Genomic DNA, 15,183 nt, shown 5'->3' with positions numbered 1-15,183 from the left:
TGAGACTCGCGCGGGCAAAACGCCGGCCCATACCCATGAAGAACATGTTCGTGACGAACGCGTTTAGGAGGAAGAATGAGCATCACCATCGTGGGAGCCGGGCTGGGCGGCCTGACCCTGGCCCGGGTCCTGCACGTTCACGGTATCCCCGCCACCATCTACGAGCTGGACGAATCCCCAGCCGCGCGGACCCAGGGCGGCATGCTCGACATCCACGACTACAACGGGCAGGTCGCGCTCCGGGACGCCCAGTTGTTCGAGCAGTTCCAGGCCATCATCCACCCCGGCGGACAGGCCATGCGCATCCTCGACCGGCACAACACCCTGCTGATGGAGGAGAGCAACGAGGAGAGCGAAGGCGGCCGGCCCGAGGTCGACCGTCCCCGGTTGCGGCAGATCCTGCTGGACTCGTTGCCCGGGGGCACGATCAAGTGGGGCAAGAGGGTCACGGGCGCCCACCCGCTAGGCGACGGCCGGCACGAGCTGACCTTCGCCGACGGCGAGACCGTGACCGCCGATGTGCTGGTCGGCGCGGACGGCGCGTGGTCGCGGATCCGCCCGCTGGTGTCCGGCGCCAAGCCGGCGTACGCGGGGATGTCCTTCATCGAGGTCGACCATCTCGACGCCGACGAGCGTCACCCGGGGCCGGCGTCGGTGGTCGGCGACGGCATGCTGTTCGCCCTCGCGCCGGGCCAGGGCTTCCTCGCGCACCGCGAGCCCGACGGCAGCCTGCACATCTACATCGCGGTCAAGTCGCCGCTGGGCTGGCTCGAGAGTGTCGACTGGACCGACACCGCCCAGGGCAAGGCGGTGCTGCTGGAGCAGTTCGCCGGCTGGGCGCCGCCGATGCGGGCGCTGATCAGCGAGGCCGACGGCGCGCTGATCCCCCGGACGATCAACGCGCTGCCGGTGGATCACCGCTGGGACCGCGTGCCCGGCGTGACCTTGCTCGGCGACGCCGCCCACCTGATGTCGCCGTTCGCCGGCGAGGGCGCCAACCTGGCCATGTTCGACGGCGCCGAGCTAGGCAAGGCGATCGCCGCCCACCCCGGCGACATCGAGGCCGCCCTGGCCGCGTACGAGAAAGACCTCTTCCCTCGCAGCGAGGAAGCGGCGCGAGAAGCGGCCGATAACCTGGCTCTCTGCTTCGACGAGAACGCACCGCAGAGCCTCGTCGACCAGTTCGCCGCCTACGGCGCGGCCGAAGCTCGCTGAAACCGGAGGAGCCGACTGCGGCTGATCGTCCTACGCTCGCGGCTCGGCGTCAGCATCGTCAGGGAAGGGTGTTCCATGCACGACGACATCCCGCTCACCGTCGGCCGCGCGACCCGCGTCCTCAACGAGCGCATCCGGCCCGCCATCTACCCCGGCAGTGTGCCGTTCGAGGTTGAGTTCCACGAGTTGCCCGGCGAGCCCATTCCACCGGCCGAAGCCCTCGAGAAGAACTACGAGCCGTACATCGTCGGCACACCCTGGGGACCGGCCTGGAACACCACCTGGTTCCGCCTGCGCGGCCAGGTTCCGCCGGAGTGGCGCGGCCGCCGGGTGGAGGCGGTGGTCGACCTCGGCTTCGACATCAACATGCCCGGCTTCCAGTGCGAGGCGCTGGTCTACCGCCCGGACGGCACCCCGGTGAAGTCGATCAATCCGCGCAACCAGTGGATCCCGGTCGGCGAGGAGGAGATGGTCGAGTTCTATCTGGAGGCCGCCGCCAACCCGGTGCTGCTCGACTACCACCCCTTCCAGCCCACGCGAGAGGGTGACATCCAGACCTCTTCGAAGCAGCCGCTCTACACGACCCGGCGGATGGATCTCGCCCTCTTCGACGAGCAGGCCTACGAGCTGATGCTCGACCTCGACGTGCTGCTGGAGCTGCAGGCCGCGCTGCCCGCGACCGCGCCCCGGCGGATGCGGATCCTGCAGGCGCTCGACGACGCCCTCGACGCCCTCGACCTGCAGGACATCGCGGGCACCGCGGCGGCCGCCCGGGCCGAGCTGGCCGGCGTGCTGGCGGCGCTTGCCGAGCACAGTGCCCACCGGGTGTCGGCGATCGGGCACGCGCACATCGATTCGGCCTGGCTCTGGCCCGTACGGGAAACGATCCGCAAGGTGGCCCGGACCGCGACCAATATGACCGAGCTCATGGAGCTCGATGCCGATTTCAAGTACGGCATGTCCAGCGCGCAGCAGTACGCCTGGCTCAAGCAGCACCGCCCCGAGGTCTGGGATCAGGTCGTCAAGGCGGTGCGCGACGGCCGGTTCCTCCCGTTGGGCGGCATGTGGGTGGAGAGCGACACCGTCATGCCCACCGGCGAGGCGCTGGTTCGGCAATTCACCTACGGCCAGCGCTTCTTCCGGGAGGAGTTCGGCGTCGAGAGTCAGGGCGTGTGGCTGCCGGACAGCTTCGGCTACTCCCCCGCGCTGCCGCAGCTGATGCGCCGGGCCGGGTTCCAATGGTTCTTCACCCAGAAGATCTCCTGGAACCAGGTCAACAAGTTCCCGCACCACACCTTCCTCTGGGAGGGCATCGACGGCTCCCGGGTCTTCACCCACTTCCCGCCGATGGACACCTACAACTCGCAGCTTTCCGGGGCCGAGCTGGCCCGGGCGTCGTCGCAGTTCCGGGAGAGTCGGGTCGCGTCGCGCTCACTGGCGCCGGTCGGCTGGGGTGACGGCGGTGGCGGCACGACCCGCGAGATGGCCGGCCGGGCGGCCCGGCTGCGCGATCTCGAGGGCAGCGCCACGGTCCGCTGGGAGCATCCGAACGACTTCTTCGCCCAGGCCCGGGCCGAGCTCGAGCATCCGCCGGTCTGGGTCGGCGAGCTCTACCTGGAGCTGCACCGGGCCACGCTGACCAGCCAGCACCGCACCAAACAGGGCAACCGGCGCAGCGAGCATCTGCTGATCGAGGCCGAGCTGTGGTCGGCGACGGCCGCGATCCGGGCCGGGCATCCGTATCCGTACGAGAAAATCGACGAACTGTGGCGCGCGGTTCTGCTGCATCAGTTCCACGACATTCTGCCGGGCACGTCGATCGCTTGGGTGCATCGCGAGGCTGTCGCCGCGTACAGGGAAATCCGCGAAGCGGCGGAGCAACTCATCGCCGAAGCGCAACGCGCGCTGATCGGCGAGGGCGACCGTCAGATCGCGCTCAATCCCGCACCTTTCACGCGCGACGGCATCCCCGCGCTTTCTGGAAAAACAACCGAAATGTCCGGCGGCAGCGTCGAGATCAGAAACCATGTGCTGTCCAATGGAATAGTCGAGGTGACCATTTCGGACGAAGGGTTGATCACGAGCGCAAAAGACCTCGCAACCGGCCGCGACGCGATTCCCGCCGGCCAGGAGGGCAACCTGCTGCAGCTGCACCAGGACTTCCCGAACAGGTGGGACGCCTGGGATGTCGACCGTTTCTATCGCAACCGGGTCACCGACCTGCGCGAGCTCGAGTCCATGGAATTCACCGAGGACGAACGCGGCGCCCACGTCACGATCGTGCGCGCTTTCTCGAAATCGCGCGTCACGCAGACGCTCACCCTCGCGCCGGGCAGCCGGGTCCTGCGCATCGATCAGGCGACCGACTGGCACGAGACCGAGAAATTCCTGAAAATCAAATTCCCCTTCGACGTACGAGCGGAGCACGTCGCCGCCGAGACCCAGTTCGGTTATCAGAAGCGCGTCACGCACACGAACACCAGCTGGGAGGCGGCCAAATTCGAGGCCTCCATGCACCGTTTCGTGCTCGTCGAGGAGCCCGGCTTCGGCGCCGCGCTGGTCACCGATTCGACATACGGCTACGACCAGACCCGCACCCCGGAAACCACCACGATCCGGCTGTCGCTGCTGCGGGCGCCGCGCTTCCCCGACCCCGAGACCGACCAGGGCCGCCAGACCTGCTCCTACGGCTTGGTGATCGGCGCCGGCGTCGCCGAGGCCACCGCCGAGGGCATCGCGATGAACCTCCCGCTTCGTCAGGTCGCCGGCGATCACGGCTTCGACCCGCTGGTGTCGGTCGAGGGCGAAGGCATCCTCGTCTCGGCGGTGAAGCTGGCCGATGATCGCAGCGGCGACCTGGTCGTCCGGGTCTACGAGTCGCTGGGCCGGCGGGCCACGGGAACCCTGACCGTCAATTACGGCGCGGGCCAAGCTCACACGGCGTCCCTGCTCGAACGGCCGGAGGATCCGGCCGGCCTGACGCTTCATCTGACTCCCTTCGAAGTGCGCACGATCCGGCTAGAGCGTCTCGAGGCTGGCCGTCCGGCGTGACTCGGTCTCGAACACCTTGAGCAGCACCGCGGCCAGCACGGCGTAGCCGATGCCGACCAGCACCTCCCAGCCCAGCGCGGGCGCGGCCGCACCCAGGCCGCGCCCGGCCGCCAACTGCCGGGCCGCCTCCGCGGCGTGCGTGATCGGCAGGAACCGCCCGGCCGTCACCATCCAGTCCGGCAGCGATTCGGCCGGCACGTTCACGCCGGTCAGCAGGAGCAGCAGCGCCACCGCGACGTTCGAGATCACCCAGACGTCCCGGAAGCGCAGGCCCAGCGCGCCCAGCGTGAGTCCGAAGAACGCGCACGCCAGCGACCCGGCCGCCATCGCCAGCAGCAGCCCGGGCACCGCCGAGACCGGCAAGCGCAGCCCGAGCAGCGCCGCGCTCACGGTCAGCGTGACCACCGCGATCATCAGGCCGTTCCCCGCGTACGGCAGCGCCCGCCCCAGGAACACCAGCGTGCGGCTGCGCGGCGAGAGCAGAACGTGCCCGAGCGTCCCGTAGCGCCGCTCGTTGCCGACCGCGAGCGTCCCGCCGAAGACGCAGGCCAGCGTGGCGGTCAGCACCGCGTTGCCGACGATGTAGAACCGGTCGTCGGCGACCTGCAGCTGGCGGCCCAGGTAGGCGAAGAACAGCAGCTGGAACAGCGGTCCGACCAGCAGGGTGCCCACGAAGATCGCGGGCCGGGTCCAGTTGAACAGGGCGCGGTACGCGATCACGCCGCCCACGGTCACCAATCGCAAAGTCCTCATGCGAGCGCCAAAGTCGCGGCCGCGCGAGCGCGACGTTCGACGTACGTGAGCGAGATCGAGCCGAAGGCGAGGCAGATCAGGCTGATCCCCAAGCAGACGGCGACGGACGGCCAGACGGGACCGCCGGTTGTCGCCTCGCGCAACGCGCGGGCGCCCCAGGTGGTCGGCAGCACGGCCGCGATCGGCCCGGTCCAGGCCGGCAGCACGGTCATCGGCACCAGCATGCCGCTGACCAGCCAGATCGGATACTCGAGCGTGTTGGTCAACGCGTTGGCGTTGCGCATCAGCACGAACGTGGACGCGAGCAGCAGGCCGAACATGCCGAGCGCGACGATGCAGACCACCGCGGCCACGACGAAGCCGAAGGGACGCGCGAAGTCGAGCGGGATGCCGTAGAGGATCCGGCCCCACGCGAGGGTGGCCAGCAGGGCGTAGGTGCCGGTCAGCCCGGTCGCCACGGTGATCGGCAGGATCACCATCACCGGTCGCCGGGGCGCCAGCATGATCATCTCCAGGGTGCCCTGCCAGCGCTGGTTCTGGATCGCGCCGCCGGAGCCGAACAGCACCGACGACCAGACGCCCATCAGCCCGGCCCCGACCGCCGCCTCGAGCAGCCGGTGCTGCTCCTGGCCGGCGCGGAACAGATACACCGCCAGCGTCGCCTGCACGATCGGCACGACCAGGGCGATCGTCACCTCGAACGGCGAGCGGCTCATCTGCTTGACGTGGGCCAGCGTGCCCAGAGCAAGCATGCGTAGCGTCCTCATGCGGCGTTCACGATCGCCACGTACGCGTCCTCGAGGGTCGGCTCGCGGCTGTTCACCCGGCCGAGCCGGATCCCGGCGAGCTCGCGGAGGATGTCGCCCTGCACGTCGATGTGCGCGTCGGACTGGACGGTGAGCAGCTGCAGCGCGCCGCGCTCCTCGATCGCGGTCTCCCGCACGCCCGGCAGCCCGCGCAGCGCCAGCACCGCCGTGTCGGGCACCCCGTACGCCTCGACCTCGACCACCCGCCGCCCGTCGGCCCGGCGCCGCAGCTCGACCGGGGTGCCCAGCGCCTGGATCTCCCCGTCGGCGATCACCGCGATCCGGTCGCAGAGCTCGTCGGCCTCGGCCATGTAGTGCGTGGTCAGCAGCACGGTCGTGCCGGCCGCCGCCAGGTCGGAGACGGTACGCCGCAGCTCGCGCGCCGCCACCGGGTCGACCCCGATCGACGGCTCGTCGAGGAACAGCACCTCCGGCGAGTGCAGCAGCCCGCGGGCGATGTGCAGCCGCTGGCGCATGCCGCGCGAATACCCCTCGACCCGTTCCCGCTCCCGCCCGGCCAGCCCGACCAGCTCCAGCAGCTCGGCGATCCGGCGCTTCTGCTCGCGCGGCGCCACCCCGTACAGCTCGGCGAAGTACCGCAGGTTGTCCAGCGCGGAGAGCCGGTCGTAGAGCCCGCGGTCGCCGCCGAACACGTAACCGATCCGGCGGCGTACCTCCCGGGTCTGCCGGACCACGTCGTGGCCGCACACCCGGGCCGACCCGGAGCTCGGCAGCAGCAGGGTGTTCAGCATCTTGATCGTGGTCGTCTTGCCGGCGCCGTTCGGCCCGAGCAGACCGAACAGCTCCCCGCGCCCCACCGTGAAGGACACGCCGCGCACCGCGTCGACCTCGGTCTTCTTCGGCCGCAGCCACCCGGTGCGCCCCCGATATGTCCGGCGCAATTCGTCCGCCTCGATGGCGTACTCGCTCCCCATGCCCGGAACGCTAGGGGGCGAGCGGACCCCTAGGAAACGAATTCGGTCGCGGCCGAATCGTCGCCGAGCAGGGTGACCAGCGCGATCCCGGCCGGTTCGAGGCCGTAGAGCACGCGGCGCCCGGCCCGTCGCCGGTGCACCACCCCGGCCGCCTGCAGGCCGGTCAGATGCTCGGAGATCGTGCTCGGCGCGAGCCCAAGCGCCGCGGCGAGCCCGGTCGTCGTCGCGGGCGTTCGCAACGCCCTCAACACCGCCGCCCGCCCCCGGCCGACCAGGATGGACAGTCGATCATCGGCGACCGGCTGCGGCGACGAGGCCAGCAGCGCCGACCCGCGCGCCTGATAGGTCACCATCACGATGTCCGGGTGGTCGCTGGAGCACATCAGCGCGCCGCGCGAGAAGATCAGCGGCACCAGCAGCAGCCGCTGGTTGACCGCCTCGAACGACTGCTCGAGCGGCTTGACCAGGGTGAGCACCGGCCGTTCCCACTTGATCCGCTCGTGCAGCTGCGACAGCAACGCGTCGGGCCCGTCGGCCGCCAGCGCCCGCGCCCGCAGCAGCACCTCCTCATCGAGCGCCGCCCGCATCGCCGGCCAGTGCGGCGCGATCGCCCGCTCCCAGTAGGCCTCGATCCCGTCCGCGAGCCGCTTCAGCACCTCGGTCCGATTTGTCGTAAAAATGCGCAGATCGGCCGAGGGATATTTCGGAAGCTGCGCCGCCACGACGTCGGCCGGCGTCTCGCGAAGCTGATCGAGCTGCTCGGCCAGCGTCGGCGTCGAGGTCAGCGGGATCGGGCACAGAAAATCGGGCGACCGCGACGGCAACTCCAGATAGAGCCGCACCGGCGCGACCGCCGGATCGATCCGCAGGATCTCCCGCGCCCGCAGCGCCCACTCGGTGTACGGCCACGGCGCGCCGTCCGGGTTCCGTTGCAGCAGGGCGACGCTGCAGAACACCTCGGCCAGCGGGCTGATCGCGATCCGCGTGCGAGCCAGCGTCGGTTCATCGATCTCGATTCGGATCACACCATGAGTTTAGGGAAAGGCCACCCGCGAGCCACGTCCGATCGATAGGCATCAGGACATGACCTCGATCTCACGACGCGGCCTTCTCAAGGCGGGTGCGCTCGGCATCGCCGGCAGCGCCCTGTTCGAAGCGCCCGCGTTCTCCTCCGCCGGCGTCCGGCCGCTGCTCACCCACGGGGTGCAGAGCGGCGACGCCACCGCCGACTCGGCGATCATCTGGGGCCGCGCCGACCGCCCCGCCCGGCTCTGGGTGCAGGCGAGCCGCCGTCCCGACCTGCGCGGCGCCCGGGTGATCCGCGGCCCGATCGTCACGCCCGGCACCGACTTCACCGGCAAGGTCCGCCTGCGCAACCTGCCGTCCGACTCCAAGATCTACTACCGGGTCCGGGCCGAGAGCATCGACCGGCCCGGCCTGTTCGGCTCCTCGGTGAACGGGTCGCTCAGCACGGCCCCGCTGCGGCGCACCGACATCCGCTTCGTCTGGACCGGCGACGTGGTCGGCCAGGGCTGGGGCATCGACCCCGCGTACGGCGGCCTGCGCCTGTTCGAATCGATGCGCCGTCGCCGCCCCGACTTCCTGCTGCACAGCGGCGACACCGTCTACGCCGACGGCCCGCTGGTCGAGCAGGTCACGCTCCCCGACGGCCGGCTCTGGCGCAACCTGGTCACCGAGGAGAAGTCGAAGGTCGCCGAGACCCTCAAGGAGTACCGCGGCCAGTACGCCTACAACCTGCTCGACGAGAACTACAAGCGCTTCGCCGCCGAGGTCCCGCAGATCAACCAGTGGGACGACCACGAGGTCCGCAACAACTGGTTCCCCGGCCAGATCCTCGACGACGTCCGCTACACCGAGAAGTCGGTCGACGTGCTGGCCACCCGCGCCCACCAGGCCTACCACGAGTGGACGCCGATCCCGTCGGCGACCGGCCCGGTCTACCGCAAGCTTTCCTACGGCCCGCTGCTCGACATCTTCATCCTCGACATGCGCACCTTCAAGGACCCGAACGACGGCAACACCTACGCCGATCCCCAGCGCGGCATGCTCGGCGCCGAGCAACGCGAGTGGCTGATCCGCGGCCTGCGCTCGTCGAAGGCCACCTGGAAGATCATCGCGAACGACCTCCCACTCGGCCTGGTCGTCCCCGACGGCGCGACCGCGCAGGAGGGCGTCGCCCAGGGCGACAACGGCGCTCCCAAGGGCCGCGAGCTCGAGTTCGCCCAGGTCCTGCAGTCGGCGCACCGCCACGGCGTGAAGGGCATCGTCTTCCTGACCGCCGACGTCCACTACACCGCGGCCCAGCACTACGACCCGTCGCGCGCGTCCGTCCAGGACTTCACGCCGTTCTGGGAGTTCGTCTCGGGTCCCGCGCACGCCGGCGCCTTCGGTCCCAACGCGCTCGACGGCACCTTCGGCCCGCAGACCGCCTTCGTGCACGCCCCGCCGGTCGCCAACACGTCGCCGGCCGAGGGCTTCCAGCATTTCGGCGAGGTGGAGATCGACGCACACTCCGGCGCGATGACCGTCTACCTGCGCGATCGCGACGGCGTCTCACTCTGGTCGACAACCCTCAAAACCGATATTTGATACGAGTCCGGCACGGTCCCCGGAGCACACGGCGACGTCCGTCGTGGCCGGGGCCCGTGCCGCCCGTTCCGGGCTTGGCTGCCGGGCCGGGCTCAGCCCAAAATCGTCTTCCGCACGTAGGCCGCATAAGCCCACGCCCCGGCGAAGATGATCCCCAGCACGGCCAGCGACCAGTGCAACAGCCCGCAGGCGATCAGCAGAGCCTGGAGCACCGCGCCCGCCACCCACGCCCAGGGCCGGCTCATCATCCCGGCCAGCAGAATCGCCGCCACGGCAAGCGCGATCACCGCGGCGACGCCCCAACCACTCAGGTCGCCGCCCAGGATGCGGATCGGCTGGATAGCCAGCAACAGCACGATCGCTTCCAGAACCAGCGTCCCCGCGCCCAGGCCACGCACGGCGGCCTTGGGGTTCCGCAACCCCGAGCGCGGGCCTTCCTGATCACTCATTTCTTCAAGAGTTTCCGGGCGTCCGCGACCGTCACGACCGAACCGGTGATCAGCACCGCCACGCCGCTCAGCTCGCCCGACGCGTCCTCCTCGGCGAGCACCACGGCCTCCTCGATCGCGTCCGGCATGGTCTCGGCCACCGTCACCCGGTCCTCGCCGAAGATGTCGGTCGCCAGCTGGGCCAGCTCGTTCAGCGGCATCGACCGCGGCGAGCTGTTCTGCGTGACCACGATTCGCGCGGCGACCGGCTCCAGCAGGTCGAGCAGGCCCGACACGTCCTTGTCGCCGAGCACCGCCACCACCGCGACCAGGTGCCGGAAGCTGAACTCCTCCTCCAGCGCGGCCACCGTCGCCGCCATGCCGTGCGGGTTGTGCGCGCCGTCGAGCAGGATCGTCGGCGCGCTGCGCACCCGCTCGAGCCGGCCCGGCGAGTCGACCTGCGCGAACCCCTCGACCACCAGCTCGGGACGCACCTGGTCGCCCAGGAACGCTTCGACCGCCGCCAGCGCGACCGCCGCGTTCTGCGCCTGGTGCGCGCCGAACAGCGGCAGGAAGATCTCGTCGTACACCGCGTGCAGCCCCTGCAGCCGCAGCACCTGACCGCCGACCGCCTGCGCGCGCTCGATGACCCCGAACTCGCTGCCCTCCCGGGCGACGGTCGCGCCCATCTCGGCCGAGCGCTCGAGGATCGGCCGCATGGCCTCCTCGGTCTGCAGCGCCGAGATCACCGTGGCGCCCTTGTGGATGATGCCGGCCTTGGCCCAGGCGATGTCCTCGATGGTGTCGCCGAGCCACTCGGTGTGGTCGAGCCCGATCGGGAGCATCACCGCGACCCCGGCCTCGATCACGTTGGTCGCGTCGTCCTCGCCGCCGAGGCCGACCTCCACGACCGCGATGTCGACCGGCGCGTCCGCGAACGCCGCGTACGCCATCGCCGTGGTCATGTCGAAGTAGGTGAGCGGCTCGCTGTTGCGCGCGTCGATCAGCTCGGCGAGCGGCGCCACCTCGCGGTACGTCTCGACCAGCCGCTCCTCGGAGATCGGCTCGCCGTCGAGGCTGATCCGCTCGCGGACCGTCTCCAGGTGCGGGCTCGTGTACCGGCCCGTGTGCAGGCCGTGCGCCCGCAGCAGCGCGTCGATCATCCGGGCCGTGCTGGTCTTGCCGTTGGTGCCGGTCAGGTGGATGGCCGGGTACGCCCGCTGCGGGCTGCCCAGCACGTCCATGAGATCCCGGATCTTCTGGATGTCGAACACCATGCGGGTGAAGCCGCGCTGGTCCAGCGCGGCCGACACCTCGTCATATTCACTGCTCATGCCTTTTGCAACGCCTCCATTGCCGCCGCAATTCGCGTGAGATCGGCCTCAGCGGCCGTCAGGCGATCCTTGATCTTGGCCACCACCTGCTCGGGCGCCTTGGCCAGGAACGCCTCGTTGCCGAGCTTGGCCTTCGCCTGCGCCGCCTCCTTCTCCGCGGCGGCGCGGTCCTTCTCCAGGCGGGCCCGCTCGGCGGCGACGTCGATCGTGCCGCGGGTGTCGAGGTCGACCGTGATCCCGCCGGTGACCGCGAGGGTCGCCGTGGCGGTGAAGCCGGCGGCCGGCTTGTCGAGCCGGGCCAGCGAGCGGATCAGCGTCTCGTGCGTGTCGATGCCGACGTTGCCGAGGCCGGTGAGCGCCGCGGTCACCCGCTGGGTGGGCTTGAGGCCCTGGTCGGAGCGGAACCGGCGAACCTCGGTGACCACCTTTTGCAGGGCGGCCAGCTCCTCCTCGGCGGCGTCGTCGATCAGCTCCTTGTCGGCGGCCGGCCACGGCGCCCGGGTCACCGTCTCGCCGCCGGTGAGCGCGATCCACAGCTCCTCGGTGACGAACGGGATGACCGGATGCAGCAGGCGCAGCAGTTCGTCGAGGACATGCCCGAGCACCCGCTGCGTAGCCGGGCTGCCCTCGGCGAGCACCGGCTTGCTCAGCTCCAGGTACCAGTCGCAGACGTCGTCCCACGCGAAGTGGTAAAGGGTGTCGCAGACCTTCGCGTACTCGTACGTCGCGAACTGCTCGTCGACCTCGCCGATCACGTGCTGCAGCCGCGACAGGATCCACTTGTCGATCGCCGACAGCTCCTCGGCCGGCGGCAGATCGCCCTCGACGGTCGCGCCGTTCATCAGCGCGAAGCGGGTCGCGTTCCAGAGCTTGTTGCAGAAGTTGCGCGAGCCCTGACACCACTCCTCGCTGATCGGCACATCCGAGCCCGGGTTGGCGCCGCGGGCCAGCGTGAAGCGGGTGGCGTCGGCGCCGTAGCGGTCGATCCAATCGAGCGGGTCGACCACGTTGCCGAACGACTTCGACATCTTCTTGCCGTGGCCGTCGCGGACCATGCCGTGCAGGTTGACCACGTTGAACGGCTGCACGTCATCCATCGCGTACAGGCCGAACATCATCATCCGGGCGACCCAGAAGAAGAGGATGTCGTAGCCGGTGACCAGCACGCTGGTCGGGTAGAACTTCTCGAGCTCGGCGGTCTGCTCCGGCCACCCCATCGTCGAGAAAGGCCAAAGAGCAGAGGAAAACCAAGTGTCGAGTACGTCTTCGTCCTGGCGCCACCCGTCACCGGTGGGCGGCTGCTCGTCGGGGCCGACGCAGACGACCTCGCCGTCCGGCCCGTACCAGACCGGGATGCGGTGACCCCACCACAGCTGGCGCGAGATGCACCAGTCGTGCATGTTGTCGACCCAGGCGAAGTAGCGCTTCGCGAGCTCGGCCGGCTCGATCCGGACCCGGCCGTCGCGCACCGCGTCGCCGGCCGCCTTGGCCAGCGGCCCGGTGTTGACGAACCACTGCAGCGACAGCCGCGGCTCGACGGTCGTCTTGCAGCGCGAGCAGTGGCCCACCGAGTGCAGGTAGGGCCGCTTCTCGGCGACGATCCGCCCCTGCTCGCGCAGCGCGTCGACGATCGCCGGGCGCGCTTCGTACCGGTCGAGACCCTCGAACGGGCCGGGCACGGTGACGACGGCGCGCTCGTCCATGATGGTCAGGCTCGGCAGGTTGTGCCGCTGGCCGATCTCGAAGTCGTTGGGGTCGTGGGCCGGGGTCACCTTGACCGCGCCGGTGCCGAACGACGGGTCGACGTGCTCGTCGGCCACGATCGGGATGCGCCGCCCGGTCAGCGGCAGCTCCACCTCGGTGCCGACCATGTGCTGGTAGCGCTCGTCGTCGGGATGGACGGCCACCGCGGTGTCGCCCAGCATCGTCTCGGCCCGGGTGGTCGCGACCACGATGGAGTTGGCACCGTCGCCGTACCGGATCGAGATGAGCTCGCCCTCGTCGTCGGTGTGCTCGACCTCGATGTCGCTGAGCGCGGTGAGGCAGCGCGGGCACCAGTTGATGATCCGGTTCGCGCGGTAGATCAGCTTGTCGTCGTACAGCCGCTTGAAGATGGTCTGCACGGCCCGCGACAGGCCCTCGTCCATGGTGAACCGCTCGCGGCTCCAGTCGACGGAGTCACCGAGCCGGCGCATCTGCCCGAGGATCGCGCCGCCGGACTGCGCCTTCCACTCCCAGACCTTCTCCACGAACTTCTCGCGGCCCAGGTCGTGCCGGGACAGCTGCTGCGAGGCGAGCTGCCGCTCCACCACGTTCTGCGTGGCGATGCCGGCGTGGTCCATGCCCGGCAGCCACAGCACCTCATAGCCCTGCATGCGCTTGAGCCGCGACAGCGTGTCCTGGATCGTGTGGTCGAGCGCGTGCCCGACGTGCAGCGACCCGGTCACGTTGGGCGGCGGAATCACGATCGAGAACGCCGGCTTGTCACTGGCCGGGTCGGCCGTGAAATAGCCCGCCGATACCCACGCCTCATACCGCCGCTGCTCTACCTCGCCCGGCTGGTACTGGGCGGAGAGGCCACCGGTGGGCCGGCTGTCCGGGGTGCGGGTCTGGGTCGAGTCGGTCACCCGCCAAGTCTACGGAGCCGCTCGCCGAACCCGAATTCGCACCTCCCTCCGTAGGTAGCGATTGCTAGGCTCGCGCAATGTCCGACGCCCCACCCAATGACGTCCCGATCGAGATCGGGTCGATCCAGCTGACGCCCGAGTCGCCCGACGCGCCGGAGCAGCAGCCCCAGCCGCGCTCACGGGTGCGGGTGGTCCTGCTGTCGGGCCTGCTCGCGGTGGCCGTGGCGGGCGGGGGCGTGCTGGCCTACACCGGCTGGCAGATAGTCACCCAGAAGGACGCCACGCTGACTCCCCCACCCCAGGTGGGCAGCCTGCGCCTGGACAGCTCCGAGGACGCCAAGGACACCGCCGACTACCTGCAGACCGCGGTGGCCGCCGAGATCGACCTGGACAAGACCGTCGGCGCCGTCTACACCGACACCGCCGGCGAAGGCAAAGACGTACTCCTCTTCGGCGGCACCGCCCTCTTCTGGACTCCGGAGAGCGACTTGGACTCCGCCTTCGACCTGATCGACGACAACCAGGGCGCCGTGACCGAGCTGCACGAGGTCGACGCCGGCAAGCTGGGCGGCACGATGAAATGCGGAACCACAAAGGCGGACGCCGGCGACCTGACCGTCTGCGGCTGGTCCGACCACGGAAGCCTCGCGCTGGCCATGTTCAACAACCGCCCCGAGTCCGAGGCCGCCCCGCTTCTCCGCCAGATCCGCGACGCCACCGAGTCCCGCTGATTGCTCCAGAAATGCTCCAGAAATGCTTCGGGAATGCTTCAGGAATGCAGAAAGCCCGCCCCGATCGCTCGGGGCGGGCTTTCTGTTCACGTTGAGTCCGGCGGCGTCCTACTCTCCCACACCCTCCCGAGTGCAGTACCATCGGCGCTGGAGGGCTTAGCTTCCGGGTTCGGAATGAGACCGGGCGTTTCCCCTCCGCTATGACCACCGAAACAGCTGCCAGCATGCACAAACAACCTGCCTGGTTGTTCGTTTGCTGTGAATCACACAGTGGACGCGTTGAGCAAAAAGTTTAAGGTGGTTAAGCCCTCGGCTTATTAGTACCGGTCGACTGAACCAGTTACCTGGCTTACATCTCCGGCCTATCAACCCAGTCGTCTGGCTGGGAGCCTTACCCACTCAAATGGTGGTGGGATACCTCATCTCGAAGCGAGCTTCCCGCTTAGATGCTTTCAGCGGTTATCCCTTCCGAACGTAGCCAACCAGCCGTGCCCCTGGCGGGACAACTGGCACACCAGAGGTTCGTCCGTCCCGGTCCTCTCGTACTAGGGACAGCCCTTCTCAAGTATCCAACGCGCACGGCGGATAGGGACCGAACTGTCTCACGACGTTCTAAACCCAGCTCGCGTACCGCTTTAATGGGCGAACAGCCCAACCCTTGGGACCTGCTACAGCCCCAGGATGCGACGAGCC

Annotated in this window: 11 protein-coding genes and 2 rRNA genes (1 of these 13 running past the window's edge); 4 read left to right on the top strand and 9 right to left on the bottom strand. The window is 69.4% G+C overall.

Features of this window, described 5'->3' with window-relative positions:
- Window positions 1-75 precede the first annotated feature (75 nt).
- Complete coding sequence (locus tag ACQPZX_RS07530) at window positions 76-1,215, top strand: FAD-dependent oxidoreductase (protein WP_433376272.1); 1,140 nt, start codon at window positions 76-78, stop codon at window positions 1,213-1,215.
- A 75-nt stretch (window positions 1,216-1,290) separates the two neighbouring features.
- Window positions 1,291-4,266, top strand: coding sequence for an alpha-mannosidase (locus ACQPZX_RS07525; RefSeq protein ID WP_433376269.1), 2,976 nt, complete (start codon window positions 1,291-1,293; stop codon window positions 4,264-4,266).
- Here ACQPZX_RS07525 and ACQPZX_RS07520 read toward each other — a convergent pair.
- The 4 genes from ACQPZX_RS07520 to ACQPZX_RS07505 are packed head-to-tail and all read right to left on the bottom strand — an operon-like array spanning window position 4,234 to window position 7,785.
- Window positions 4,234-5,019, bottom strand: a complete 786-nt coding sequence (locus ACQPZX_RS07520) for an ABC transporter permease (protein ID WP_433376266.1) — start codon at window positions 5,017-5,019, stop codon at window positions 4,234-4,236. The genes ACQPZX_RS07525 and ACQPZX_RS07520 overlap by 33 nt on opposite strands.
- Window positions 5,016-5,786 carry an ABC transporter permease gene (locus ACQPZX_RS07515; RefSeq protein ID WP_433376263.1) on the bottom strand — a complete coding sequence of 257 codons (771 nt, stop codon included), beginning with the start codon at window positions 5,784-5,786 and terminating at the stop codon, window positions 5,016-5,018. The genes ACQPZX_RS07520 and ACQPZX_RS07515 overlap by 4 nt, the downstream gene beginning before the upstream one ends.
- Window positions 5,783-6,760, bottom strand: a complete 978-nt coding sequence (locus ACQPZX_RS07510) for an ATP-binding cassette domain-containing protein (RefSeq protein ID WP_433376260.1) — start codon at window positions 6,758-6,760, stop codon at window positions 5,783-5,785. Before ACQPZX_RS07510 ends, ACQPZX_RS07515 begins: the two co-directional genes overlap by 4 nt.
- A 29-nt stretch (window positions 6,761-6,789) precedes the next feature.
- Entirely contained in the window at window positions 6,790-7,785 is a 996-nt protein-coding gene (locus ACQPZX_RS07505; protein WP_433376257.1) for an ArsR/SmtB family transcription factor, read from the bottom strand.
- Between the two features lie 58 nt (window positions 7,786-7,843).
- On the opposite strand from ACQPZX_RS07505, the gene ACQPZX_RS07500 reads away from it, so the two are divergent.
- Window positions 7,844-9,370: an alkaline phosphatase D family protein gene (locus ACQPZX_RS07500; RefSeq protein ID WP_433376254.1), complete on the top strand. Its 1,527-nt coding sequence runs from the start codon at window positions 7,844-7,846 to the stop codon at window positions 9,368-9,370.
- 92 nt (window positions 9,371-9,462) lie between these two features.
- On the opposite strand, the gene ACQPZX_RS07495 is transcribed toward ACQPZX_RS07500, so the two are convergent.
- From ACQPZX_RS07495 to ACQPZX_RS07485, 3 genes are read right to left on the bottom strand one after another with little or no spacing between them, the layout of a single operon-like run.
- Window positions 9,463-9,819, bottom strand: coding sequence for a DUF4233 domain-containing protein (locus ACQPZX_RS07495; RefSeq protein WP_433376251.1), 357 nt, complete (start codon window positions 9,817-9,819; stop codon window positions 9,463-9,465).
- Window positions 9,816-11,132, bottom strand: a complete 1,317-nt coding sequence (locus tag ACQPZX_RS07490) for a bifunctional folylpolyglutamate synthase/dihydrofolate synthase (protein ID WP_433376248.1) — start codon at window positions 11,130-11,132, stop codon at window positions 9,816-9,818. The genes ACQPZX_RS07495 and ACQPZX_RS07490 overlap by 4 nt, the downstream gene beginning before the upstream one ends.
- On the bottom strand, window positions 11,129-13,759 hold the full coding sequence (locus ACQPZX_RS07485) for a valine--tRNA ligase (protein ID WP_433376245.1): 2,631 nt from the start codon (window positions 13,757-13,759) through the stop codon (window positions 11,129-11,131). Before ACQPZX_RS07485 ends, ACQPZX_RS07490 begins: the two co-directional genes overlap by 4 nt.
- Window positions 13,760-13,836: 77 nt before the next feature.
- Here ACQPZX_RS07485 and ACQPZX_RS07480 point away from each other — a divergent pair, with 77 nt between their 5' ends.
- Window positions 13,837-14,490, top strand: a complete 654-nt coding sequence (locus tag ACQPZX_RS07480) for a hypothetical protein (RefSeq protein ID WP_433376242.1) — start codon at window positions 13,837-13,839, stop codon at window positions 14,488-14,490.
- A gap of 95 nt (window positions 14,491-14,585) precedes the next feature.
- Here the strand turns inward: ACQPZX_RS07480 and rrf are convergent.
- Window positions 14,586-14,702, bottom strand: a 5S ribosomal RNA gene (gene rrf, locus ACQPZX_RS07475).
- An 85-nt stretch (window positions 14,703-14,787) separates the two neighbouring features.
- Window positions 14,788-15,183 (bottom strand): 23S ribosomal RNA (locus tag ACQPZX_RS07470) (it continues 2,716 nt past the right edge of the window).

The organism is Actinoplanes sp. CA-142083, from assembly GCF_050942195.1.
Taxonomy (GTDB): Bacteria; Actinomycetota; Actinomycetes; order Mycobacteriales; family Micromonosporaceae; genus Actinoplanes.
Note: the sequence above shows the minus strand (reverse complement) of the source record. Positions and strands in the feature narration are given on the sequence as shown.

What these genes read in the sequence shown, in the direction of transcription:
- ACQPZX_RS07530 (WP_433376272.1), top strand. Translation starts at nt 76, where the DNA reads ATGAGCATCACCATCGTGGGAGCCGGGCTGGGCGGCCTGACCCTGGCC.
- ACQPZX_RS07525 (WP_433376269.1), top strand. Translation starts at nt 1,291, where the DNA reads ATGCACGACGACATCCCGCTCACCGTCGGCCGCGCGACCCGCGTCCTC.
- ACQPZX_RS07520 (WP_433376266.1), bottom strand. Translation starts at nt 5,019, where the DNA reads ATGAGGACTTTGCGATTGGTGACCGTGGGCGGCGTGATCGCGTACCGC.
- ACQPZX_RS07515 (WP_433376263.1), bottom strand. Translation starts at nt 5,786, where the DNA reads ATGAGGACGCTACGCATGCTTGCTCTGGGCACGCTGGCCCACGTCAAG.
- ACQPZX_RS07510 (WP_433376260.1), bottom strand. Translation starts at nt 6,760, where the DNA reads ATGGGGAGCGAGTACGCCATCGAGGCGGACGAATTGCGCCGGACATAT.
- ACQPZX_RS07500 (WP_433376254.1), top strand. Translation starts at nt 7,844, where the DNA reads ATGACCTCGATCTCACGACGCGGCCTTCTCAAGGCGGGTGCGCTCGGC.
- ACQPZX_RS07495 (WP_433376251.1), bottom strand. Translation starts at nt 9,819, where the DNA reads ATGAGTGATCAGGAAGGCCCGCGCTCGGGGTTGCGGAACCCCAAGGCC.
- ACQPZX_RS07490 (WP_433376248.1), bottom strand. Translation starts at nt 11,132, where the DNA reads ATGAGCAGTGAATATGACGAGGTGTCGGCCGCGCTGGACCAGCGCGGC.
- ACQPZX_RS07480 (WP_433376242.1), top strand. Translation starts at nt 13,837, where the DNA reads ATGTCCGACGCCCCACCCAATGACGTCCCGATCGAGATCGGGTCGATC.